This window comes from Streptomyces sp. NPDC033165, from assembly GCF_055577965.1.
Genome location: NZ_JBVIPK010000012.1, coordinates 1 through 23,150, shown reverse-complemented (window position 1 = coordinate 23,150; position 23,150 = coordinate 1). Strand labels below are relative to the sequence as shown.

Below are 23,150 nucleotides of genomic sequence, written 5' to 3'. Positions count from 1 at the left end.
GTTCGGCCGGGGCGTGCTGCGTGGCGGGCCGGGTACGGCGCACCAGCAGCCTGGACCCCTCCCCGGTCCGGCGGAATGTATGCCGAGAATTTCACTCAGAGTGATGCGCCTCACGTGTGGACCCCCCGATGGGGGCCTGGAGCGGGCCTGACGTGGGCCTGGCATGGAGCTGACACGGGGCTGCGGAGGGCCTGCGCGCGCCGGCTCGGCCCGGCGGCTCCGCCCGGGGGCTCAGCCCCGCCGCCCGGCCCCCGCGAGCCACCGGGCGGTCCGCTCCCACTCCCCCGGGTCCGCCTCCGCCACGGCCGCCGCGAACCGCTCCGGGCGGGCGAGGAGGCGCCGGTGGCCGGGGTGGAGGGCGGTGTGGGCCAGCAGCCAGCCCGCCATCAGGTGCGGGTCCCCCGGCGCGTCGGCCCAGCCCCGCGCGTACGCCTCCCGGGCCGCCGCCGCCTCGCCCCGCACCAGCAGGACATCTGCGCGGCAGGCCCCGTCGGGCACGGCGTACGGGCGGAGGTGGAGGGCGCCCCGGACGTCCCTCCAGTGGCCGCGCTCGGCGACCGGGACGAGCACCGGCCGCCGCCCGGTGACCGGGGCGGCCCCGGAGCGCGGCGCCACCGCCAGGGCCGCGCGCTCCTCGTCCGCGCACCGCAGATTGCGCAGCCGCCACTCGACCCGGTGACCGGCCGCCGTGGCCCGGGCCCGGGCCACGGCGGGCCCGTCCAGCGGTTCGCGCAGCCAGCCGTCGACGGTCCGGGTGAGCCCGGCGACCAGACGGCGGCCGGGCGGGGTGAGGGAGGCGCGGGTGGCCAGGGTGCGCAGGACCGTACGGGTCTGGACGCGGCGGAGCGCGAACCGGAAGGGCGCCAGGCCGTGCGGGTCGGCTGCCCGGTCCCCGATCCGCGCCCGCCAGAATCCGGCGACGCCCACGAAGGCGTACGCGCCGTGGAGCAGCCCCGGCAAGTGGCGCGGGTCGGGGCGCCAGGGGGCGTAGTGCTCCTCCGTCCGGTCGTCGTCGAGCATCGGGAAGAGGTGGAGCAGCGCGCCGAGCTTGCTGTGCTGGAACTCGTGGACCATCGTCTCGGCGAGCGCCGCACCGTCCGGGGGCCCGGCCACGACCATCGAGCCGAACGCGTCGCCGGTGGAGGCGCTGAGCCCCTCGACGGGGGCGCTGGGCAGCGGTCCGGGCCAGGGCACGATGCGCCGGACCTCCTCGGGGCGCAGGGTGCCGGGGCCGGAGCCCACAGCCGGGCCGGGGCACAGTAGCCTCACCGCTTCGTCGAAGCGCCTCCGCCAGGTGGCCAGTTCATCAGGGGTGAGCCGGCGGGGCGGTACCGGGCGGTCGAGGTCGCGGTAGGGGTCGGTGTCGTCGAGAGCGACCTCGGGCCCGCCGGGCCGGACCGGAAGCCGGTGCGTCGGCCACCACAGGCCGTTCTGCGGCGTGGTGAGCGGCCGCAGGGTCAAGTCCATCGCCCCGGTGGCCCGGCCGCTCGCGGTGAGGGTCAGCTCCTGGTCCCGTACGAGCGCCCGGACCGGCTGGAACCCCGGTGGCGGAGCGCCCGGCAGCCGGGCGAGGCCGAGCGTGGGCAGGGCCACATCGCCGTCCCTCGCCGGTACGACGAGGTCGGCGGCGGTCCCGGCGCGCAGGGCTGCCACCAGGGCGACGGCGGCCAGGTGCCCGGTCTCCACCCACAGCGGAGGGCCCACGGCGGTGCCGTGCAGCCTGCGCAGGGTGTGCGCGAGCCAGCCGCCGACCTGGGGGCTGAGCAGCACGTCCTCGACACAGCCGGGGCTCTGGCCCTCGGCCTCCTCGACAGCGCCCCAGATCGCGCCGAGGTCGGCGGGGCCGAGCAGCGCGGGCCGCTCCTCCAGGCGGCCCAGCAGGTCGCCCAGCAGAGCGAGGCGCCGGGCCCGCTCGCTGCTGACGAGGAACGCGACCGCCTCTGCCGAGCCCCCGCCCGCGGCGAGTTCGTCGAACCAGTGGCCGGGCATCCGGATCGGTCTGTGCACCCCGCGCTCCTCTGTCGTGGTCCGACGCGCTCCTCTCCCCCCGGCCCGGCCCCGAAGGCCCTCAGTCCGCGCGGGCCTGGGGCGGTTCGCCCGCGACCGTGCTGATGCGCGCTCTTCGGATCTCCTCCAGCAGTCGCCGTCCGGGCGCGGGAGGCAGCTCACGTACGGCGGCCACGCTCATCTCCGTGAGATCCGCGACGTCCGACTCCAGGTAGTCGGCCGGATTCCCGCCCGGTTCCGTCTGCTGCAAGACGTGTTCCCCCTCAATGGTCCGGCCTGGCGGTCCGACGGCACACCATGCCACTCGTCCCTCCCATCATGACGAATGGGTTGCCTTCCGGAAACCCGTGCGATCACGCCGTGCGATCACGGACCGGGTGGCACCTCGGCCAGGAACTCCCCGATCGCTTCGTCGAGTTCGGCTGCCCGGTCAGGGTCGTCGTCGAGCAGGGTGACGGCCCGGAAGAGGTCCCGGAGGCCTTCGGGGCTTCGCCGTACCGTACGCAGGATGCCCATCACGTCCGTACGGGGCACCGCGTGCCGCGGCATCCGGGCCACCAGTACGGGGTCCAGCTCCGCGACCATCGCCTGCCGTTCGTCCCGGTCGATCATCAGCGGATACGCGAGGAGCGCCTCGACCACACGGAGCAGTTCCCCGCCCGTCCGCACGCCTACGGGACAAACTCCCTTGGTAGGCGGGGGTGTCGGCGCAGCTGGGGGGAGGATCTCCTCGTGTCCGGCCCGGTAGAGCCGGAGTACGGGCAGCTGGATGCCGTTCCCCTCGGCGCGCAGCCGGTCGAAGCGGGCACGGACGGCGGCGAACAGCGCTTCGGGGTCGGGGGCCAAGTCGTCGGGCAGCGCGGCCAGTTCACGCAGCAGGATGTCCGAGAACACCCCGTGGCCGCGTACGGGGTCGTTGGCCGCGCGCTGTCCCCGGTCGGCGGCCAGCATCACGTTCTGCCGGTGCACCCGCAGCCGCTGCCCGGCGGGGAGGCTCCCGTCCGGGAGCGACACGGGCTCGTTGTGGCGTTCCTCGAAGGTCTGGCAGGCGTCGACGACCCAGTTCTGCACCGCGAACCCGGGCAGCGCGTCGCTGCTCAGCCGGCGGCGGGCGGACTCCAGGTCGATATTGCGCCGGTCCGCGCCCGAGGCGTCGGCACAGTACAGCCGCTGGTGTTCCTCGCGGTCCAGAACCCCGTGGCCGCCCCACCAGATCCAGAGCACGTCCCCCTGCCGGGCGGGCAGTTCGTGGACCAGGACCCGGCGCAGGGTCTCGTGGTCGGCGGGCCCGCGACCGCCGCCCGCACCGGGCCTCGCGTCCGGCCGCTCCGCCGGGCCCCCGGCGGGACTCTCGGCGGGGGCGAGGTGCAGCAGGATGTTGGCGTCCGGTACGCCTGCGGAGCGCAGCCAGGCCCGGAAGCGCAGGGCGTCGCGGACCGGCCCCGGCAGGGTCCAGCGGGGGCCCGCGGCGTAGCGCTCGATGCCGACGACGAGAGCCGTCACCCGCGCCGGGTCGACGGTGCGCCCGGTCACGGCAGCCGCTCCCCGATGGCGCGGTAGACCGCCGGGTCGGACCAGTAGGCACTGTGGGCGGCCGGGAACGGCTGCCGGTTGTCCGTCGCGACGTCCTCGGCACGGCCGGGGAACAGGGGTGCGGCGGCATAGCCGAGCAGATCGCGGCGGTCGTGGACGTTCAGCCACGGAGGGACGTGGGCGGGCAGCGGGTCCGGGTGGTCGAGGCGGGGCAGCGCGCCCGTCTCGTACAGGAACGGCCCCTGCGAGCCGACCGTGACCAGCAGGCGGACACCGGGGAGCGGGGCCTCGATCAGCGTGTCCAGGGCGATGATCCCGCCCAGGCTGTGACCGAGGAGGACGACGGGCGGCTCGGCGGTGGCGGCCAGCTCGCGCAGCGCGGTGCGCAGCGGTCCGCCGCGCACGAGGTACTTGAGCACATCGCCCGCCGCCGGGTGGGCGGCCCCGGTGAGGGCCCGGCGGCGGCGCACGGCGTACCGGCTGCCGAGCCGGAGGACGGGTCGTCCGATCAGCCGGCCCACCGGCCCCCTGCCGCTCCCCTGCGCTGCGCCGCCGAGGGCCACGGCCATCCGGTCGACGGCGGCGTCGCGGGTGGCGCCGTCGCAGATCACGGGCGCGTCCGCCGCGAGAGCCGCGCCGGTCACCGCCGCGGCCAGGGCGCGGGCGAGAGTCCACGCCAGTTCGTCGGGGTCCAGGGCCTCGGCGGCCGGGGCGAGCAGGGGGCTGCGGGCCAGGGCGGTGGCGTGCGCGGCGAGTCCGGGGCCCAGCTCCGGCGCGGCCGCGTCTCCCCGGGCGGCCAGCGCCGCCAGCCGCTCCCGGATCTCCTCGTCCGGGAAGGCCGCGCCGGGGGGTGTCCGGCCCAAGGGGCCGCGAGCGGCGGCGAGGGCGAGCTCCGCCTCGGGGTCCCGGTAGAGGCGGTCCCACAGCAAGGCCTCCGCATCGGCCTCGTACGTCTCGCCCGCCCCGCCCGTCTCTTCCGCCGTGTCCCGTCCGGTGGCCCCTGCCCCCTCGGGCGGGATGCTGGCGCCACCGGCCGCGAGCCGCGCACCGTACCGCTCGCCCCAGTCGAGGGGCACGACACGCACCCGGGGTGCGGTCTCGGCCAGCGAGGCGGTGACCCGGGCGTTCAGGGCCGCGGAGTGCGGCGGCCGCACCCCGGTGCCGTGGATGAATATGACCGTGGTCATGCGTCGCCCCCCGTGAGTGGTCCTCCGGCCGCCCCCGGCCGGTGTGTCGATGTGTTCGGTTCAGTCCGGGGCAGCAGGCGATTGCCCCCCGTTCACAGCGGCATCACCACCACGTCGCACTCGATGCGCTGGTGCAGCCGGGCGGAGGCCTGCCACGGGTGCTGGTCCCCCAGGACCCGGGCCAGCCCTTCCACCGCCTGGGCGTTGAGGCGGTCCGCCTCGGCCGAGCGGCCCAGCCCCCGCTGGTCCAGGGAGAGGTTGGCGACGCAGGCGAGGGTCAGCGGATGGTCGGCGCCCGCCACCTCGGTGAGCAGCGGCAGCGTGGCGCTGTCGACCTCCAGGGCGCCGGCGAAGTCCAGCCGGGCGTAGTGGTCGTTGGCCCGGCTCAGCGCCGCCGCCAGCGTGTAGGAGTGCCGCTCCCCCAGGTCCGCCCGCAGCCGTTCGCCCGCGACAGCGTCCAGCCGCTCGGCCTCCTCCACGTCCCCCATGGCCCGCAGGGTGGCCGCCACATTGACCATCGCGCACATCGTGTACGGGTGGTGCTCGCCGAAGATGTCGCGGTAGCGGACGAGGATCTGTCGTCCGAGCCGCCGCGAGTCCTCCAGCCTGCCCGCGATCCTGCGGTCGACGACGGCCGCCATCGCGGCGCCCAGCGTCTCCGGGTACTCGGCGCCGTACCGGGTGGTGAACCGCTCCAGGACCTCCTCGACCAGCTCCGACGCGCCCTCCAGCAGGCCCGCGCGGCGGCGGCAGTTCGCGAGGTTCAGCGCGGCCCGGATCGTGGCGGCGTTGGTCGCGCCGAAGTGGGTCAGATAGGTCTGGTACGTCGACTCCTGAAGGGCCCTGGCCTCCAGGAAGTCGCCCGCCTCACGGATGTCGATGGCCAGGGCGTTCAGGGTGTTCAGCGTGAGGCCGCTGGTCGGCCCGTACAGCAACTGGCGCTGCCTGACGGTCTCTTCGTCGAGCTCCTTCGCCCGCCGGAAGTCACCGCTCACGCGCAGCGAGATGCCGTGGCTGTGCGCCGCGCTCAGCGTCGTCGGGTCCTCCATCCCGTAGAGGTCACTCGCCCGTTCGAAGGCTTCGGCGTCGAGATCGCGGGCGGCGTAGAAGTCGCCCCGGTAGCGCAGCGAACCGGCCATCTGGAGCATGGAGTCGATGAGTTCCTCGTCCGGGATCGGCGCGCCGCGCGAGATCTCCAGGGCCTGCTCGCTCAGCACCGCGGCCTCCGCGATCCGGCCGAGGTGCTGGAGGTAGAAGCCGAGCATCTTGGTGATCCGGATGACGTGCAGGTCCTCCTCGCCCGACTGGGCGCGCCAGGCCGCCCATGCCTTGCGGGTCAGGTCCGCGCCCGCCTCGTGGGCGCCCCAGTAGTAGAGGAAGGTGACCATGTCGAAGACCAGGTCGCGCACCCAGGCGTCGGAGCTGCTGACCGCCTCCGACGCGATCACGTGCGGCAGCAGACCGAGGTAGGCGGGCCACTGCTCGGGCGAGGCGGGGACCCCGGGCTTGGCGGTGGTGAGGAGCAGATGCGCGGCGTTGCGCATCCGCTCCCGCTCCTCGGGGTCGAGCCGGGCGACGATCACGTTCTGCATCAGCCGGTGCATCTGGAGCGTCCCGGCCTTGTGGTCGAGGCGGACCAGGGAGAGCTTGCTGAGATCACGGGTGGCGCGGGCCAGCAGCAGCGGGTCGCGCAGCACGGGGTCCAGCTCGGGGGTGATCTGGACGTTGCGGCCGCCGCGCAGCATGTTCAGCGGGATCGGCTCCGGTGCCATGCAGGCGCAGATCTGGAGCAGTTGGCGGGCGGCCGGGTTCTCGACGGAGAGGCGCCCCAGGGAGATGTCCCAGACCGCGGCGACCGGCAGGGGGTAGTCGGGGGACGGGGCGAGTTCGAGGATCTCGGGGCGGCGCTCTTCGAGCAGTTGGAGATACTCGTCGACCGGCATGCCGGTGGCCGCGTGCCAGGCACCCGCCTGCTCGACCGCCAGGGGCAGGTCGCCGAGGGCCTCGGCGAGCCGGTCGGCGTCGTGGGTGGTCAGCCCCCGGGCCCGCCGCTTGAGCAGGGCGATGCTCTCCTCCCGGTCGAAGACGTCGACGCTGAGGGGGGTGGCGACCCGCTCCCATTCGCGGTTGCGGGAGGTGACGATGATCTTTCCGGGGCCGCCGTTCGGGAAGTACGCACGGACCGCCTCGATGTCCTCGGCGTTGTCGAAGACCAGCAGCCAGTTGTCGAACGGCTTGCCGGTGCGCAGGGCCTCGCGGACGGCGGGGACGGCGGTGTTGGCCTGTGGCCCGACCTCCAGGCCGAGGCTCCTGGCCAGCTCCGCCAGAGCACCGAGGATCAGGCTCTCCTGCTCGGCGGGGATCCACCAGATGACGTTGTACTCGGCGCTGTGGCGGTAGACGTACTCCACCGCGATCTGCGACTTGCCCACGCCGCCGAGGCCGTGCAGAGCGTGCGGGAGGACCGCCGTCGTCTCGTCCTCGGTCAGCTGCCGCTCCACGGCGGCGAGCAGGGACTCGCGGCCGGTGAAGTTGGGGTTCTTGGGCGGAACGTTGCCCATGATCTTCGGCTGGCCCGAACGGACGAAGCGGAGTTCCGGCGCTTTGACTTCCATGTCCTCGTGAGCCCTCCGGGCGGTGTTGTCAGCTGGTGCCGAGGTGTCAGCTGCTGGGGGTGTCGTGGGCGACACGGATCCTCCTGGTGAAACGACGCTGTCCAGTGCCACCGTGGCGTACTTCCGGTCTTCTTTCGGCGCACTTGCGTCGATATCACCCGGGTGGGCAGCGGAGTCGTCCGGCGTTCGCACCAGACGGGCCGCCACCCGGGCCGCGCGCCCGGCGTAGGGACCCGCCAGCGCCCTCAGGACGGCCAGCTCGATCCTGAGCCAGGGCCGGGCGCCGGGGCCGGGGCCGGGCAGGGCGGCCCGTACCGGGTCGTGGAGCGCGGCCCGGAGCCGGGCGCCGTGTCCGCCGCCGGTACGCAGCTCCGCCAGCAGGCCTACCGTGCGGGCGAGTTGGGTGCGGGTGCTGGTGGCGAGCAGGGCCTCGCGTACGTCCTCGGCGAAGTCCGGGACGCCCTCGGCGTGGGCGTTCCAGTCGATGAGCCCGCCCATCATGACCTCAGCCAGATGCTCGGGCCCGGCGTCCGGCAGGGCCCGGTCGCGCAGCTCCTCGATGACGGCGAAGTCCATCGGGACGACCGCCAGCAGGACGGCGAGCTGCCGGGCCAGCGGGCTGGCGAGCGAACGGAAGCGGCGTACGGCGGCGGCCGCCGCTCGGGGGCCGTCGAGCGCGGGGGTGCGCAGCCCGGGGGCGGAGGCCCCCTTGGCCATCGCCCCCGCCAGCACCACCGGCAGGGTGCGGCGCACTCCCCGCTCCCCGGTGACCAGGTCGGCCCAGGCGCGGAAGGACCCGGCGCGCACGCTGAGCACCGGTACGGGCACGGTGTCGGCCGATTCGGGCAACGGGCGGACCGGGTCGCGCAGGCCGCCCGGCGGACGGCAGTCGAAGCGCCTGTTCAGCGCGCCGAACCCGCCGGCGTCCAGCTGGGCCCGGAAGGGGAACAGCGAGGAGCGGTGGCGCAGGTAGGGCGGCAGCAGGTGGACGAGGGCGGTGGGCCCGCCGGCGGCGAGCCGGGCCAGCAGCCGGTCCGCACCGCTGCCCGCCCAGCCGTGGGCGAGGCCGTCCGTGACGACGAGGAAGAGCCGTGAGCCCCGCCCGTCCAGCAGTTCGGCGGGGTCGCCGTCGCGGCCGCCGGGCCAGCGCAGCGCGGGCTCCCCGTCGTCCGCGGGCAGGGTCACCCCGACGGTGCGCACATCGCGGAACGCCCCGCTGTGCGCCACGTCGTCGGCGATGCCACGGACCGTACCGGCCCAGGGCGGCATGGTGGGGGCCCGGTCGACGAGGAGCACGAGGTCGAACATCCGCTCGCGGTCGGGGAGGAAGTAGGGCATCCACAGCCCGTCGGCGAGCCCGTGCTCGGCCGTGCCTTCCTCGTCCAGCACGGACCGGGCCCGGGTGGGGACCCGGCGGCCGAGCCCGCGCAGGGACCGGGCCAGGCGCAGTGAGGTCGCCCGTACGGGGGCGGTGCCGGTGCCCGGCATCCGGTCGGGGCTGCCGTGGGCCCGCTCCCGGACGGACCGGATCTCGCGTTCGAACTCCGGGGGCCCGGGCAGCCCGGAGACCCCGGGCACGGTGTCCGCGCCGGGGCCGTGCGGCCCGGCGGGCGGCAGGTCCGGGGGGAACGATGCGTCGGGGTGGGGTACGTCGGAGGGCGGCCGGTCCGGTCCTGGGTTGCCGGTGCGGGCGGAGCCGATGCGGGCTGCCGCGAGCCAGGCCGCGTCGGCGAGGACCGTCCAGTCGGTCCCGCCGGGATCGTGCGGGCCGCCGCCCTCATGTCGGTCGCCTGGGTCGCGGTCGGGGGAGTCGGTCGGCACGGACGAGGTGTCCGGAGCGCGCTCCCGGGGCAAGCCGTCCATCAGCGGCCCTTCGAGAGGTCTCGGAGGAGCATCTCGATGAGCTTACGCCCGGCGGCATCGGGTTGAAAACCGCCCGCGGTCGTCAGCTGAACGGCGTTCAGCAACTGGTCGATCGACTGGGTTCCGCCCCCGCGCAGCCGGTTCTCGAACTCGTCGACGAGCGCCTCGACGCCCTCCGGGCACTGCTGCAAGTGGCTGACGACGATACCGATCAGCTGCTCGCGGGTGGGCGGGCGCATCTCCAGCGGCAGGCAGCGGCGGCGGAACGCGGCGGGGAACTCGCGCTCGCCGTTGCTCGTGATGACCACGACCGGGAACTGCGCGCACTCCACCCGGCCCCCCTCGACCAGGGCGCGGCCGTGCGGGTCGTCGGTGAACACGGTCGCCGACTCCACGTTGCTGCGCACGAGTTCGGGGATGTCGTAGCTGCCGTTCTCCAGGACGTGGAGAAGGTCGTTCGGCAGGTCGATGTCGCTCTTGTCGAGTTCGTCGACGAGCAGCACCCGGGGGCGCTCGAAGGCGAGCAGCGCCGTGCCCAGCGGCCCGAGCGTGACGAAATCCCCGAGCGCGGGCGGCCCTTCGGTGTCCGGGGCCGTCCTCGCACCCTGCCCGGACCGGCCGTCCCCCGAGTCGGCCGCCCGCCAGGCCGCGATGGCCTGGGCGCGGCCGATCGCGTCGTACGCGTACAGGCCGCCCTTGAGGGTGCTGCGGCTGACGACGCTCCATTGCAGGACCCGGCCGAGTCCCAGTTCACGGGCGATCAGATAGGCCAGGGTGGACTTGCCGACGCCCGGCGGGCCGGTGATGAGGAGCGGGCGGCGCAGCAGCAGGGACGCGTTGACCGCGTCGATCTCCTCCTCGCGCAGCTGCGGCCCGTCCTGGACCAGGCCGAGGCGGCGCTCGGCGGCGCGGTCGTCCTCGGGGGGCGGCGGCTGGAGCGGTCCGCCGGGGAACGTGCGCCACGGTGGTGGCGGGGGCAGCACGGGCGGCTCGCCCTCCGGGGCCTTTCCGGTCGCGTGGAAGACCCACCACGGGGGCGGCGACGGCGGTGATGCGGCGGCCTGTCCGGTCATGCCGGTAACAACTCCTCACGGTCGACCAGTCGGTACGGGTCGTCCCACAGGAACGCGACGTGTCGCCCGACCCACAGCGGGCCGTCCTCCTCGACTTCCGCCCCGGTCCTCAACCTGCTGACTTTTTCCGGTAGTTGTGTGTAAGAGTGCCCCAGGAGCAGGGTCAGCAGCTCGCTGGACTGCGAGGTGCTGCCGGGTCTGCGGTCCCAGGCGGCGAGGCCGACGCCTTCGAGGACGGCGGCCTGGAGGGCTTCCAGGCCCTGCCCCGGGAGCGCGGGCGCGTCGAGGATGACCGCGGTCAGCCGTTCGTCGCCCGCGAGGTGCGCCCGCCATCGTTCGAACCCGTCCCGGTCCGTGGACCGCCAGCGGTGGGTCGCCGGGGCGGGTGCCTTGCGCAGCTGCTCCCAGCGGGCCTGCCAGCGGCGCAGTTGCCCGGCGTCGCCGCGCATCCGGTCCAGGCTGCGGAGGTGGACGTGATAGCGCATCCCGAGCGGCCAGGGCCTCGGGGCTCTGCTGCCCAGTTCGAGGCGGGCCATGTCGTGGTTCAGCAGCTCGAACGGCAGCAGGAACTCGACGTGGACCGGCCCCTCGTCGCTCCCCCCGGGGGTGCGGGCCCACAGTCGCTCGCCCTTCTCGACGGCGCGTTCGACGGCACCGGCGAGGGTGGCCAGGGTGACGGTCTCCACCGGGCCGGGCTCCGGCCGCCAGTAGCCGGGCGCCTTGTTGATCCAGTGCCGTACGAAGACGTCCGGGGAACCGTCGTGGGCGGGGTCGACCATCACGACCAGGCACCGGGGCACGGTCGGGTCGGGGGCCGCGGGCCGGTCGAGGCGCCGACGGCACGCGGCGACCGCCTCCGCCGCCCCGGGAACCGCCAGCCGGGCGGCGGCGGCCGGGGCGGTGGGGTCCCCCGCCGCCCACCGGTCCGTCCACCGGCGGAGCGGTGCGCGGCGCTCCGCCGACAGGGCCGCGGCCGCCTCGATCAGTACGACGGCGGCCGGAAGACCGTCGGCCCGGGCGGCCATGTCCAGTGCGTGGTCGAAGAGTTCGACGGGCGATCCGCTGTCCGGCAGGTCCCCGGGCAGCTCCTGGGCGATCAGGGCCCGCAGCCGGGTTCCGTCGAGGTCCGTCGCCTCGCCGAGCAGCCTGCGCGCCTCCCGGGCGACACCGTCGGCGAAGACCGGGGCGGGCCAGGGCGGCTGCCGGTCGTACTCGGCCCGGATGCCCGCCTCGGCGGCGATCCGCTCGGCGTCGTCCTTGCCGGAGACGGCGCGGACGCCGTAGATCAGCGCCTCGGGTCCGCCGGGCCGGTGGATGACCTTGCGCACGAGGTGCATCATGTCGATGCGGGGCGTGCTGTCGGGGTAGGTCAGTTCGACGCCGAGCTTGAAGGCGACGGCGTCCACGAACTCGACGCGCTGGCCTCGGTCCTTGACGCATTCGAGCAGGGTCAGCGCGTCGACCAGGGTCTGCACCAGGTCCGGTCCCCAACGCTCGTACGGGACAGCGTTCATCACCGACCATCCCCCGCCGAGTCGGTCCAACTCACATGGCTGACGGCGAAGTTACCACGATGAATCTTCGGCAACCAGGATCTCTCACCACCCCTGCGGCACCGTCCGCCCCACCGGGACGGCCGCCTCACACCCGGTTCGTGGAGCCGGTGGCCCCGGTCCGCCGGAACGCCAGGCCGGCGGCCGCACCGGCAAGGCCCGCGGGGCCCGCCGACCGGAGCACCACATCCAGGGCGCGGTCCGGGTCGGCGGCGTACACGGTGCTGAACCAGGCCATGTTGGCCTCGACGACCGCCCAGGCGGGCCCCCGGCCGGGGCGCCGCATCCGGCCCACGTCCACGACGACGGCGCTGGGCAGGGTGGCCCCGCACTCCTCGGTGAGCCGCCGGGCGAAGGCCCGTACGGCGGGCTCCTGGGGGCAGCCCTCCAGGGGCGCCACGTCGAGCTGCCCGTGGACGGCGTACCGGGTCCCGGTACGGATCTCCCCGTCGAGCAGGAAGAGCCTGAACTCGTCCTCCCAGGTGACCACTTCGCTGATCTGGACGACCGGGTCGCCCGCACCTTCCGGGGGCGGCGGGAGGGCCGCGCCGCTGGGGTGGACGGCGGCGGGGAAGCTCTTGTCGGTGGGCGGCTTCGCGAAGAGCGGCCCGGGCAGGCGGCGGGCCTCGGAGAGCGGCATCCGGCAGATGCTCCGGCCGGTGAAGGCGTACGGCAGGGAGTCGAGCCAGCCGTCGTGCGGCTCCAGCAGCGCCACCCCGAGCATCCCGGCGACCCGGGCGGCGAAGCGCGGGCCCCCGTAGTAGTGCCCGTCCGCCCGGTGCCGGTACCGCTCGGGGACGCCGTCGACGGGCAGCACGGTCACCTCCATGCCGCGCCGGTGTGCGGCGTCGGCCAGCAGGGACGCCGTGCCGGAGCGGTGCGGCGCGAGTGCCAGAAACCCTTGCCCGCAGCCCATGCCGCTCCCCCGCTCCCTCTTCTCGTGCGGCCGGCTCAACCCAGCAGCACGGGGAAGGCTGCCATGTCGTTCTGCGTCATCACGGGGAGTTTGGTGATCTCCTCGTCCGGTACGGCGAGCCGCAGCCGGGGGAAGCGGGCGAAGAGGGCGGGCAGGGCGACGCCCGCCTCGACGCGCGACAGCGCGGCGCCGGGGCAGATGTGCGGGCCGTGCCCGAAGGTCATGTGGCGGTTGCGCGTGGGCCGGTTGATGTCGAAGGCGTCGGCGTCGGGGCCGTGCTGCCCGGTGTCGCGCCCGATGGCCCGGTAGGAGATGACGATCCCTTCCCCCTTGCGTATGACGTCGTCGCCCACCGGGATGTCCTCGGTGGCGAACCGCATCAGCAGGTGGGTGGTGGGGGTGTCCCAGCGCAGCGTCTCCTCGATCACCGCGTCCCAGCCGGTTTCCCCGGCGAGGACCTGGCGGAGCTGGTCGGGGTGGGAGAGCAGGGCGCGTACGGCGTTGAGGATCAGTCCGATGGTGGTCTCGTGCCCGGCGGCCACCATGGCCTTGAGGTTGCCGACCACCTCTTCCTCGGTGAGCGGCTCGCCGCCCTCCTCGGCGAGGATCAGCGCGCTGGTGAGGTCGTCGGTCGGCCGGGCGGTCTTCTCCCGGACCAGTTCGGTGTAGAAGACGTCCAACTCGGCGAGGTGGGCGAGGCGTTCGTCCTGCGGGGTGAGCATCGAGAAGAACGCCTTGTACTGCCGGGTGAGCATGGCGTGCTGGGACTCGTCGACGCCCATGAGCATGCCGACCACCCGCATCGGCAGCGGCTGGGCGAACACGGTCTTGAGGTCGACGACCCCGTCCTCGCCGCGTGCGGCCTCCAGGTCGTCCAGCAGCTCTTCGGTGAACTTCTCGATGGCCGGGCGGATCGCTTCGAGCCGCCGCGGGGTGAGCGCCTGCGAGGTCTTGGTGCGCAGCCGCCGGTGCTCGGCCCCGTCCACGGTGAACATGGAGCGTCCGGCGTCGATCATGCCGATGAGCGGCCAGGCGTGGGTCACGGCACCGCTCTGCCAGAGGCTCCAGGCGTTGATGTCCTTCACCAGCCGGGCATCGACGAGCAGTTGACGCGCCTCGGCGTGCCGGGTGACCGTCCGGGCCGGTACGCCGAGCAGGTCGATCCGGGCGAGCACCCCGGCGTCGCGCAGCCGTGCCGTCTCGCCGTCCAGGTCCTGGACCATGGGGTCGATGACGACGGTCCCGCCGCTCCGGTCGGCCTGCGCGGCGGCAGTGTGCGGGCAGTTCACAGCGCGTCTCCTGTCGAGCGTACGGGCGTGAAGCGTACGGGCAGCACGGTCGTGCCGCGCAGAAAGGCGGACGGCCGGCGCACCAGCTCCGTCACGGGGACGGACAGTTCGAGGTCGGGCAGCCGGTCGAGCAGCACCTCGATGCCGGTACGGGCGATGATCTCGGCGATCTCCTGGGCGGGGAAGGGGCAGCGGTACTCGCCGTGGCTGAACGCCATGTGCGCGCTGTTGCCGCCCTGCCCGGACCGGACCACCACGTCCGTGACCTGCTGGCGGATGTGCGGGTCGGCGTTGGCCGCGCCGAGGCCGAGGAGGAGCATGTCGCCGCGGGCGATCTCGCGGCCGCCGAGCCGGGCGTCGCGCGAGGCCCACCGCCCGGCCAGGATCTGGGTCGGGCCGTCCTCCCAGAGCACCTCGTTCATGGCCTCGGCGACGCTGTGCCGCCCACCGGACAGGGCATCGGCGAACTGGTCCTCGGTGAGCATCAGCCGGGTGGAGTTGCTGATCCAGTCGGCGGTGGTCAGATGGCCCGCGGCCGTGATGGCCATCAGGTCGAGCGCGTACTCCTCGTCGGTGAACGGCCCCGGGTGGGCGAGCATCCGGGAGGTCACGTCGTCGCCCGGCCGCGCCCGCTTCGCCGCGACGAGCCGCTGCATGTGCTCGCCGAAGCGCAGATGGGCCTTCTGGGCGTCGGGCCCGCCGTCGGCGAGGTCCTTGAGCACCCGCGCGATGTCGGCGCCCTCGTCGTCGGGGAACCCGACGAGCCGGGCGAGGACGAGGACGGGGAGCGGTTCGGCGAACTCGGCGACGAGGTCGGCGGTGCCGCGGCTGCACACGGCGTCGATGAGCCGGTCGGCCAACTGCTCGCAGTGCTGCCGGATTTCGAAGGGGTCGGCGCCTTCGAGCGCCGGTACGACCATGTCGACGTGGCGGCGGTGCTCGGCCCCGGCGGTGAAGTAGATGGAGGGCATGGGCGTGCCGACCATGGGCAGCAGCGGCCAGTCGGCGGGGATGTTCTCCCACTGGTTCCACAGGGAGACGTCCCGGGGGAACAACTCCCCGTCGCTGGTGACCTGGTGGAGTTCCCGGTAGCCGATCACGAGCCAGGCGGGGAAGCCGCCGGGCAGCTCCACCGGGACGACGGGCCCGTGCTCGCGCCGCATGGACCGGTAGAGCTCCTGGGGTTCGATGTGGAAGCCGGGCCCGCCGATCGGGACGGCTCCCGTGCCGGAGCCCATGGGGCAGCCACCGCCTCCACCGGCCGGGGGCTCGGGCGTGGCGGACGAGGGGTTCGTCATCGTACGGACTCCAGTGGCGACGGCTTCGCGCGTTGCGACCATACGATCAACGCGGGACCACTATAAGGAGCTTCTGCGAACCACCGGGGTCGATTGCACTCATTCCCGATCGATTTCTCATCGATTTCTGATCGGTTCCTGGTTGTCCTACCTCGGCGAGGTGAAGGCCACCCGGATCTCCCATTCCCCCGTGCGCAGGGTCAGCCCGTCCGTCAGGTCCTTCGTCCGCTCCCCGTCCGTGAGCCAGAGATTGACCGCCGACCCCAGCAGGACCGGGTCGAGCGGAGGCCTGCGGGCACCCCAGTCGCGTTCGGTACGGGCCTCCAACTGGCGCCCGCCGCGCAGCCGGACGAGGCAGCGGGTCTCGTCCAGCCGCGCGACCAGGACATTGAGGTTCTGGTGGCGCAGGGCCGCTTCGGCGATCCAGTCGAGCGCGGACACCTCGGCGTCAGCGACCGTCCGGGCCAGCACCTCCGCGGCGTGCGGCCAGTGGGGGTGGTTCTCCTCCGTGGTGACGGCGTAGAAGCCGAGTGCCCGCGTGTGGTGCCCCGCGACGAGGGGCCGCCGCCGCACGTCGACGATTCCCCACGCCGTGTGCGCCCCCGTCACGTCGTACGCCGTGGGCGCCGTACGGCTCACCGGTTCGGGAGCGGGTACGGGGACGGGCTGCGGGGCCTCCTGGGGCACCCGGACCCCGCGCCCCGCGAGAAAGCCGTACATCCGGGCCCGTGTCACCTCACCGGAGGTGTCGATCGAGGCGAGCTGCCCGTCCACCACGGGGCGCAGCGCCGCCGGGTCGTGGCGGCGGGCCGCGTCCAGCAGTTGCGCGTGGAGGTCCCCCTCGGGGTCCAGCCGCGGCGCGCCCCTCCCGAACGCGGCGGCGGGCGACAGGGGGTCGAGCTCGTCGAGGCCGGTGGCGGCGAGCAGCGTGACGCGGTCGGCCGCGGCCGAGTAGAACGACGTACTGCCGTGGTCGCCGACCACCCAGTCGCTGGCCACCACCGCGGCGCGCCAGCCCTCCTGAGGGGGAATGATCATGAGCCCCGCGTCCATCGCCGCCGCGAACCGCTCCAGCACGCCCGCCTGGGTGTGCCGGGCCCACACATTGGGGTGGAAGACGGCCGCGACGGCGAACTCGTCGGCCGGGAGCGAGGTGACCAGACGCAGTGGCAGGTCCGGATGGCGGCCGAGCAGCGAGTGCTCGCTCCAGGTGGAGTGGACGACCACCAGCCGCCGCCCGTCGACCGCGCCGAGCCGCGAGCGATAGCGGTCCCGGTGCGACATGCTCGCGGTGATGCGCTGGAAGCACCAGTCGCCGATGGCCAGGGCGTACGGAGCCGCCTCGGGGCAGGTCTCGGCGAGCCGGTCGATCTGCGCCTGATGGGAGACGCCGATCGCCTTCGGGACGACCTTCCCCCGCCACATCAGCTCCCGCCGGGACAGCCCGGCGGGGGCGCGGGAGTCACCGGTCGACTCGGTGACGAGCCGGTTGTACCCGGCGCCGTGCGGCAGCACCATCAGCGGGGCGTCGAGCCTGCGCATCGTCGGGTGCACCGAACAGCTGACGGCCAGGTCGAAGGAGCGCCGGGTCGCCTCCTCCCAGCTCAGCACGTGGACACCGAGGCCGGACAGATAGGCGTCGAGGCCGTCGGCGAACGCCGATCCCGGATTGACCGTGTAGAACTTCTCGATGCCGTCCTCGCTGCGCAGCAGATGCATCACGTCCGCCACCCGGGTGGCGGAGGTGAGCGTCCGCGCCACCCCGAGCACCTCGGCCCGCGGCGGGTCCCAGGTGTTCCAGCGGGAAGGGGCCGGCCGGCTGGACCGGCGGAACCAGCTGGACGGGCGGCTCAGCAGTGACGGCACCGGGGACAACGCAGCTCCGAGGGGACGGGAGGAAGGGGGAGAAATGGCAGAAGGGGGCGGGCGGGGCGCACGGCGCGCCCCGGCCGCTGCCGGGCGTCAGCCCGTGCCGTCCGGTGGCTTCAGTCCCATCGTCCGGCGCAACGCCCGCTGTTTCTCCTCGCACGCCGCCCGCAAGGGCTCGTCCTCGGCCTGTTCGGCCAGCGAAGCGAGCAGGGCGAGGGCCTGGTCGAGCTTGGCCAGCTGCCCCAGCGCCGCGGCCCCGTCGGCCGCCGCACCGGCCGCGGCCACCGCCCGGGCCATCTCCCCGAGTCCGGCGAGGGCACGGGCGCGTACCAGATCGATCCTCGGCAGCATGGGGGCGTCGCCGGTCGCCCGGGCGGTGTCGGCCGCCTCGTCCAGTACGCCGAGGGCGTCGGCCCACCGCGCACCGGCCACCAGCGCCTGCCCGACGTTGTAGCTCTGGACGACGACGCCGTGCGGGTCAGGCACCGCGCGGTTCGCCGCCAGCGCCCGGTCGAAGAGCTCCCGGGCCTGCCCGGGCAGGTCGCGGGCCAGGGCGATCAGGCCTCGGGTCTCCCACACGACACCGCTCAGGCGGGGGTCGCCGACGAGGCCGAGCAGTTCCGTGGCGGCGGCCAGTTCGGCGTCCGCGCCGTCCAGATCGCCCAGTTCGTACGCGGCGCGGGCCACCTGGTTGCGCATCCGGACCTCCACGTCCGGGCGCGCCTCGTGCCGGGCCGCCTCGATGCCCTGACGGCCGGTCGCGACGCAGTCGGCGAGGTGCTTGCGGCTGTGGTAGAGCGCCCACAGCGACTCGCAGAGCCGCCACACCTGCCCGTGCCGCCCCTCCTCGGCGGCGACGCGGATGACGGCCTGGAGATTGACGCGTTCCGCGTCCAGCCACTCCAGTGCGTCCGCCCGGCCCGTGAACAGCGCCCCCTGCGCGGCGAGTTCGGACAGTGGCCGGACCGGCGGCGGCTGAATCCTGAACCGGTTGCCCAGCACCAGCGCGTCGGCGTGGGCGGCCGCGTCGGCGTAGAAGTCCACGGCGAGCCGCAGGACGTCCCGCCGCCGTTCCTGCGGCAGGGCCCGCGCCCGCAGCCGGGCGTGGGACCGCACCACATCATGCAGGCGGTAGCGCCCGGGCCGGTCGGACGACTCCACCAGGACCGCGAGCCGGGACGAGACCAGCTCGCCGAGCGCCTCGTCGACCCGGGCGGCGCCCACGGCCCGCAGCAGATGCGCCGTGACCGTCGTGCCGGGCAGCACCCCGAAGAGGTCGTAGACGTGCCGGGTGTGTCCGGACACCTCGGCGACCACGGAATCCAGCACCGTGTCGACCGCCTCGCCCACGCCGCCGCCCTCCCCGGTTCCCTCGCGCACACGGTCTTCCGGAGACCCCTCGCCCACGCCCATGGCCGCCCCCGCCGCCTCACGTACCCCGTCTCCGCCGTCGCCCGTTCCGTACCGTCCGGCCGTCAGATCACGCACCACGTCGTCCAGCGTCAGATGCGGCCGCGCCGCCAGCCACTCCACCGCGGCCCGCAACGCCAGGGGGTGCCCCGCACACAGCCGTACGACGTCGGCGGCCGTCTCCTCGTCCGCCCCGGCATACCAGCGGCGTACCAGTTCCGTGCCCGCCGCCTCGTCGAGCGGGGCGACGTCGATCAGTACGGCCCCGTCCATCAGCAGCGACGGCAGGACCCGGCGTCCGGTGACCACGAGCAGACCCTGCGGCGGTACGAGGGCGCGGGCCTCCGGCGCGTGCTGCACGTTGTCCACCACCACGAGCAGACGGCTGCGGGCGGCGACACTGCGGAAGAGAGCGGTACGTTCGGCGAGTCCGCCGGGCACGTAGTCGTTGTTCACCCCGAGGGCGCGCAGGAACCCGCCGAGGACCGCGGCGAGATCGACCACACCGTCCCGGCGCAGATCCTCCAGGTCGACATAGAGCTGCCCGCCCGGGAAGCGTTCCTTCAGTTCGCGTCCGACGCACTGGGCGACGAGCTGGGTCTTGCCGACCCCTCCGACGCCGATCACCAGCACCACACCCGGCTCCGGTTCTGCGGCCAGGGCCACTGCCGCGTCCAGCAGACCGGCGCGTTCCTTGATCCGGTTCACGAACACCCTGCTGGGCGGTGGGCCCTGACGCGGCGGGGCGTCGGGCGCCGCGGGCGGCAGCCGGATGCCCTCGATGCGCTGCGCCATCAGAAGGGGTCCGACGACGACGGCGTCTCCCGACACCGTGTTGTACGTCGATCCGCCGCCGTCCCCGCCAAGGCTGTTCAACCCGTCTCCTTCCGCCGGTGCGCCCACCTCGCGGAGGTGAACGCGCCGGTTCCCTTCCCGGCTTCCGCACTCCCGGAACCCGCCCCTGCCTCGCACTTTAGCCGCGCTCTACGATCGGAGGCGTGTGCGCAGACGTCATAGTTGCCGAGGACGACGAGAAGCAGGCCGAACTCGTACGCCGCTATCTGGAACGGGAAGGACACGCCGTACGGATCGTGGGCGACGGCCTCGCCGCGCTCGACGCCGTCCGGCACCAGGAGCCGGACCTACTGGTTCTCGATGTGATGATGCCCCGGGCCGACGGCCTGGACGTGGTGCGGGTGCTGCGGGCGGAGGGCCGGGAGCTGCCCGTGCTGATGCTGACCGCCCGTTCGACCGAGGACGATCTGCTGCTCGGTCTGGATCTCGGCGCCGACGACTACATCACCAAGCCGTACAGCCCGCGCGAACTGATGGCCCGGGTCCGCACGCTGTTGCGCCGGGCACGGCGGGCAGCGCCCCCCGGGCCGGCGGCCCAGGACCCTGTCCTGCGGGTGGGTTCCCTGGTGGTCGACCCGGAGCGGCACGAGGTGTCGGTGGACGGGGAGCCGGTGGAGTGCACCCGCGGCGAGTTCCGGATCCTGGCGGCGCTGGCGGCGGGCCCGGACCGGGTGTTCAGCCGTCAGCGGCTGCTGGAGGAACTGCACGGGTTCGACCGCTACATCAGCGACCGGACGGTCGATGTGCACGTCATGAACCTGCGGAAGAAGATCGAGCGGGCCCCGCGCCGACCGGAACGGCTGCTCACCGTCTTCGGCGTCGGCTACAAACTGACCGACCCGGCGAGGGCCGCCCGGCGTGCGTAGGGCGCGGGAAATCCGTCGGGCGAGGGGCGGTCCGGACGGCGGACCGAGCGGGGGCGGAGACCGGTTGCCGGAGGATCGCGGCCGGGCCCGGCTGCCGTTGCGGCGGAGTCTGCTGGGGCGGCTGCTAGCGGTGTCCGTGCTGGTGGCGGTGTGTTCGGTGGCGGCGACAGCCTGGATCGCCGTGCAGACGACCTCGGGCGCTATCAAGCAGGAGCAGGGCCAGAACCTCACCGCCGACGCCCGGATCTACGACACCCTGCTCGGCTACGCGGCCCGCCATCCGACCTGGGACGGGGTGGAGGCCACGGTGCGGGAGCTGGCCCGGGAGTCGGGCCGCCGGGTCGCCCTGACCACCCAGTCCCGGCAGCCGCTCGCCGACTCCGCCGCCGACCCGGGCGCTCCGGCGCTGCCGCCGGAGGCCTCGGCCGTGGTCGACCCGTTGTCCGTGGACACCGTCCTGGCCGCCCGGAGCACCGACCGGCAGGGCGCGGCCGCCGACCGGATCGACCCCCGGGCGGTCGGCCCGTTCCGGTTGTCGGCGGCCGAGCGCACGGCGTTGCGGCGGACCGCCGACGGGCAGGTGGAGTGCCTGAACCGGGCGGGGATCGCCTCGGACGTGGTCGTCGGCCCGAGCGGCCGCCCTCGGGTGCAGGTCGTGGGCAACGACCCCGAACGGGCCCTGGGCACCCGCTGCGACCTCGGGGCCCTGGAGGAGCCCACGCGTTCGGAACGCAAGGCGCTCGACGCCCTGACCGAGCTGGCCGACGCCTGTCTGGAGCGCCAGGGCCGCGGCGGTGTGCGGCTGAACAACGACCTGTCCTGGGGCGATCCGGCCGAGGAGGGGCCGGTCGAGCCCCGGCCGGTGGCGTCCGAAGCACCCGGCCTGACCGGCCCCAGCGATCCGGGCGACCCTCGCCCGAAGGAGGCCGTGCCGTCCGTCGTACCGGACGGGCGCACCGGGGAGGACGACCGGGCCATCGCGTCCTGCGTGGGGACGGCCCGCAGCGAACAGCTCAGCTCGTACGTGGCCTCCCCCGCCCTGCTGTTCATCGGTGACGAGGGCGGCGCGACGCTGCCCGGTTTCGATCTCTCCCCCGCCAACACCGCCAGGATCGCGGGCGCCGCGGCGCTGGTGCTGGCCCTGACCGTGGGTGCGTCGGTGCTCGCGGGCGCCCGTCTGGTGCGCCCGCTGCACGCGCTGACCGGCGCCGCGCAGCGGATGCGCGACGGCGAACAGCCCGCTTCCGTACCGGTCTCCACGGACGACGAGGTCGGCCGGCTGGCCACGGTGTTCAACGACATGTCCGCGCACCGGGCGCGGCTGGAGGAGCAGCGCAAGGCCATGGTGAGCGATGTCGCCCATGAGCTGCGCACTCCGCTGAGCAACATCCGGGGCTGGCTGGAGGCGGCCCAGGACGGACTCGCCGATCCCGATCCGGCGTTCGTCGACTCGTTGCTGGAGGAGGCGGTGCAGCTCCAGCACATCATCGACGACCTCCAGGACCTGGCCGAGGCCGACGCCGGGGCCCTGCGCCTGCACCGCGAACCGGTCCGGGCCGGGGAGTTGCTGAGTCAGGTCGCCGCCGCCCACCAGGCCCGGGCCGAGCATGCGGAGGTCACGCTCGCGGTCACCACCGCCATCCCGGGGCCCGCCCTCCTCGCGGACCCGGTCAGGCTCCGGCAGGCGGTGGGCAACCTGGTCTCCAACGCCGTACGGCACACCGGGGAGGGCGGCCGGGTGACGCTGCGCGCGTACGCCCCGGAGCCTGCGGGGGACGGCGGGGCGGTGGTGGTCGTCGAGGTGGCGGACACCGGTTCCGGGATTCCCGCCGAGGACCTGCCGCACGTCTTCGACCGCTTCTGGCGCGCCGAGAAGTCCCGTAACCGCCGTACGGGGGGCAGCGGCCTCGGCCTCGCGATCGTCCGGAAACTGGCCGAGGCCCACGGTGGTACGGCGGAGGCGACGAGCACCGAGGGCGGCGGGTCGACGTTCACCCTGCGGCTGCCCGTGTCGGCGCGGCCCGGGCAGGAGGAACCGGGCCCTGTCAGGTCGAGTAGCACCGGTCCCGGCCCCTGATGGGATGACCACAGCGCTCTGACAGCTTCTTCATAACTCCGCGACAGCCTGGCGGCATGCCCCGTACCCGGCGCGAACCGGCACCGGGTCCGTCCTGGGCCGAGTCCGGAATGGAGCCATCCGTATGACCGCTTCGACCTCACGCCTCACCCTGCGTACCGCCGTCCTCGCCGCCGCCGCGGCCGGTGCGGTGCTGGTCCCGTCCACCGCAGCCCTCGCCGACGCCTCCCCGAAGCCGTCGGCACCCGCCGAGGCAGCTCCGGTGGCCGAAGCCCCCAAGGAGGCCCGGCCGTCCGACGCCCCGAAGGAGGTCCGCCCGTCGGTGGCCCCGCGCGGCGGTGTCGCGGCGGGCGACCGCTCGGCTCCGGCGCCGAAGGAGGAAGCCCCGGCCGTCACGCCGCGCGGCGGTGTCGCCGCTGGTGAACGCCCCGCCGCAGGGAGCGCCGTAGGCACCACGGCGCTGGCCGGTTCGGTGGCCGGAGCCGCGCTGCTGGCGGGCGCGGGCACGCTCGTGCTGCGCCGCCGTTCGGCGGACGGCCGCAACGGCTGACGGGCCCCGCACCCACCGCCTGACCGTGGGGGGGGGGGGGGGGGGGGGGGGGGGGGGGGGGGGGGCCCCCCCCCCCCCCACCCCCCCCCCCCCCCGCCGCAGTTATCCCCACACGGAGGCACCCATGGGGCGCTATGTCGCACGACGACTGCTCCAGATGATCCCGGTCTTCATCGGGTCGACCCTGCT

15 protein-coding genes are annotated in these 23,150 nt (G+C 74.3%); 3 read left to right on the top strand and 12 right to left on the bottom strand.

Annotation, left to right across the window (positions count from 1 at the left end; translation table 11 throughout):
- Positions 1–231: 231 nt before the first annotated feature.
- The 12 genes from ACZ5WC_RS25025 to ACZ5WC_RS24970 all read right to left on the bottom strand — a co-directional run bounded on the left by ACZ5WC_RS25025 (position 232) and on the right by ACZ5WC_RS24970 (position 19,489).
- Entirely contained in the window at positions 232–2,007 is a 1,776-nt protein-coding gene (locus ACZ5WC_RS25025) for an HEXXH motif domain-containing protein (RefSeq protein ID WP_468542899.1), read from the bottom strand.
- Positions 2,008–2,068: 61 nt separating this feature from the next.
- Positions 2,069–2,257: a hypothetical protein gene (locus tag ACZ5WC_RS25020; protein ID WP_468542898.1), complete on the bottom strand. Its 189-nt coding sequence runs from the start codon at positions 2,255–2,257 to the stop codon at positions 2,069–2,071.
- Positions 2,258–2,373: 116 nt separating this feature from the next.
- Entirely contained in the window at positions 2,374–3,540 is a 1,167-nt protein-coding gene (locus ACZ5WC_RS25015) for an effector-associated domain 2-containing protein (RefSeq protein WP_468542897.1), read from the bottom strand.
- On the bottom strand, positions 3,537–4,727 hold the full coding sequence (locus ACZ5WC_RS25010; protein WP_468542896.1) for a hypothetical protein: 1,191 nt from the start codon (positions 4,725–4,727) through the stop codon (positions 3,537–3,539). The genes ACZ5WC_RS25015 and ACZ5WC_RS25010 overlap by 4 nt, the downstream gene beginning before the upstream one ends.
- A 92-nt stretch (positions 4,728–4,819) precedes the next feature.
- Entirely contained in the window at positions 4,820–9,205 is a 4,386-nt protein-coding gene (fxsT, locus tag ACZ5WC_RS25005; RefSeq protein ID WP_468542895.1) for an FxSxx-COOH system tetratricopeptide repeat protein, read from the bottom strand.
- Complete coding sequence (locus ACZ5WC_RS25000) at positions 9,205–10,278, bottom strand: AAA family ATPase (RefSeq protein ID WP_468542894.1); 1,074 nt, start codon at positions 10,276–10,278, stop codon at positions 9,205–9,207. The genes fxsT and ACZ5WC_RS25000 overlap by 1 nt, the downstream gene beginning before the upstream one ends.
- On the bottom strand, positions 10,275–11,792 hold the full coding sequence (locus tag ACZ5WC_RS24995; RefSeq protein WP_468542893.1) for a VMAP-C domain-containing protein: 1,518 nt from the start codon (positions 11,790–11,792) through the stop codon (positions 10,275–10,277). The genes ACZ5WC_RS25000 and ACZ5WC_RS24995 overlap by 4 nt, the downstream gene beginning before the upstream one ends.
- A 127-nt stretch (positions 11,793–11,919) precedes the next feature.
- Positions 11,920–12,747: an ATP-grasp domain-containing protein gene (locus tag ACZ5WC_RS24990; protein ID WP_468542892.1), complete on the bottom strand. Its 828-nt coding sequence runs from the start codon at positions 12,745–12,747 to the stop codon at positions 11,920–11,922.
- A gap of 35 nt (positions 12,748–12,782) precedes the next feature.
- Complete coding sequence (locus ACZ5WC_RS24985; RefSeq protein ID WP_468542891.1) at positions 12,783–14,036, bottom strand: cytochrome P450 family protein; 1,254 nt, start codon at positions 14,034–14,036, stop codon at positions 12,783–12,785.
- Positions 14,033–15,334: a cytochrome P450 gene (locus ACZ5WC_RS24980; RefSeq protein ID WP_468542890.1), complete on the bottom strand. Its 1,302-nt coding sequence runs from the start codon at positions 15,332–15,334 to the stop codon at positions 14,033–14,035. Before ACZ5WC_RS24980 ends, ACZ5WC_RS24985 begins: the two co-directional genes overlap by 4 nt.
- 147 nt (positions 15,335–15,481) lie before the next feature.
- A complete protein-coding gene (locus ACZ5WC_RS24975; protein ID WP_468542889.1) occupies positions 15,482–17,209 on the bottom strand; it encodes a hypothetical protein in 1,728 nt (575 codons plus the stop codon).
- An 87-nt stretch (positions 17,210–17,296) separates the two neighbouring features.
- Positions 17,297–19,489 (bottom strand): regulator, encoded by a 2,193-nt coding sequence (locus tag ACZ5WC_RS24970; protein ID WP_468542888.1) that lies wholly within the window; start codon positions 19,487–19,489, stop codon positions 17,297–17,299.
- Between the two features lie 122 nt (positions 19,490–19,611).
- Here ACZ5WC_RS24970 and ACZ5WC_RS24965 point away from each other — a divergent pair, with 122 nt between their 5' ends.
- The 3 genes from ACZ5WC_RS24965 to ACZ5WC_RS24955 all read left to right on the top strand — a co-directional run bounded on the left by ACZ5WC_RS24965 (position 19,612) and on the right by ACZ5WC_RS24955 (position 22,961).
- A complete protein-coding gene (locus ACZ5WC_RS24965) occupies positions 19,612–20,334 on the top strand; it encodes a response regulator transcription factor (RefSeq protein ID WP_468542887.1) in 723 nt (240 codons plus the stop codon).
- Between the two features lie 64 nt (positions 20,335–20,398).
- The gene (locus ACZ5WC_RS24960; RefSeq protein ID WP_468542886.1) at positions 20,399–22,411 is read left to right on the top strand and encodes an ATP-binding protein; all 2,013 of its coding nucleotides are present in this window, start codon (positions 20,399–20,401) and stop codon (positions 22,409–22,411) included.
- A gap of 124 nt (positions 22,412–22,535) precedes the next feature.
- Positions 22,536–22,961 carry a hypothetical protein gene (locus ACZ5WC_RS24955; protein ID WP_468542885.1) on the top strand — a complete coding sequence of 142 codons (426 nt, stop codon included), beginning with the start codon at positions 22,536–22,538 and terminating at the stop codon, positions 22,959–22,961.
- Positions 22,962–23,150 lie beyond the last annotated feature (189 nt).

Excerpts from the sequence above, each read along its gene's own strand:
- ACZ5WC_RS24995 (WP_468542893.1), bottom strand. The coding sequence starts at position 11,792 with ATGAACGCTGTCCCGTACGAGCGTTGGGGACCGGACCTGGTGCAGACC.
- ACZ5WC_RS24955 (WP_468542885.1), top strand. The coding sequence starts at position 22,536 with ATGACCGCTTCGACCTCACGCCTCACCCTGCGTACCGCCGTCCTCGCC.
- ACZ5WC_RS24980 (WP_468542890.1), bottom strand. The coding sequence starts at position 15,334 with ATGACGAACCCCTCGTCCGCCACGCCCGAGCCCCCGGCCGGTGGAGGC.
- fxsT (WP_468542895.1), bottom strand. The coding sequence starts at position 9,205 with ATGGACGGCTTGCCCCGGGAGCGCGCTCCGGACACCTCGTCCGTGCCG.
- ACZ5WC_RS25010 (WP_468542896.1), bottom strand. The coding sequence starts at position 4,727 with ATGACCACGGTCATATTCATCCACGGCACCGGGGTGCGGCCGCCGCAC.
- ACZ5WC_RS25000 (WP_468542894.1), bottom strand. The coding sequence starts at position 10,278 with ATGACCGGACAGGCCGCCGCATCACCGCCGTCGCCGCCCCCGTGGTGG.
- ACZ5WC_RS24990 (WP_468542892.1), bottom strand. The coding sequence starts at position 12,747 with ATGGGCTGCGGGCAAGGGTTTCTGGCACTCGCGCCGCACCGCTCCGGC.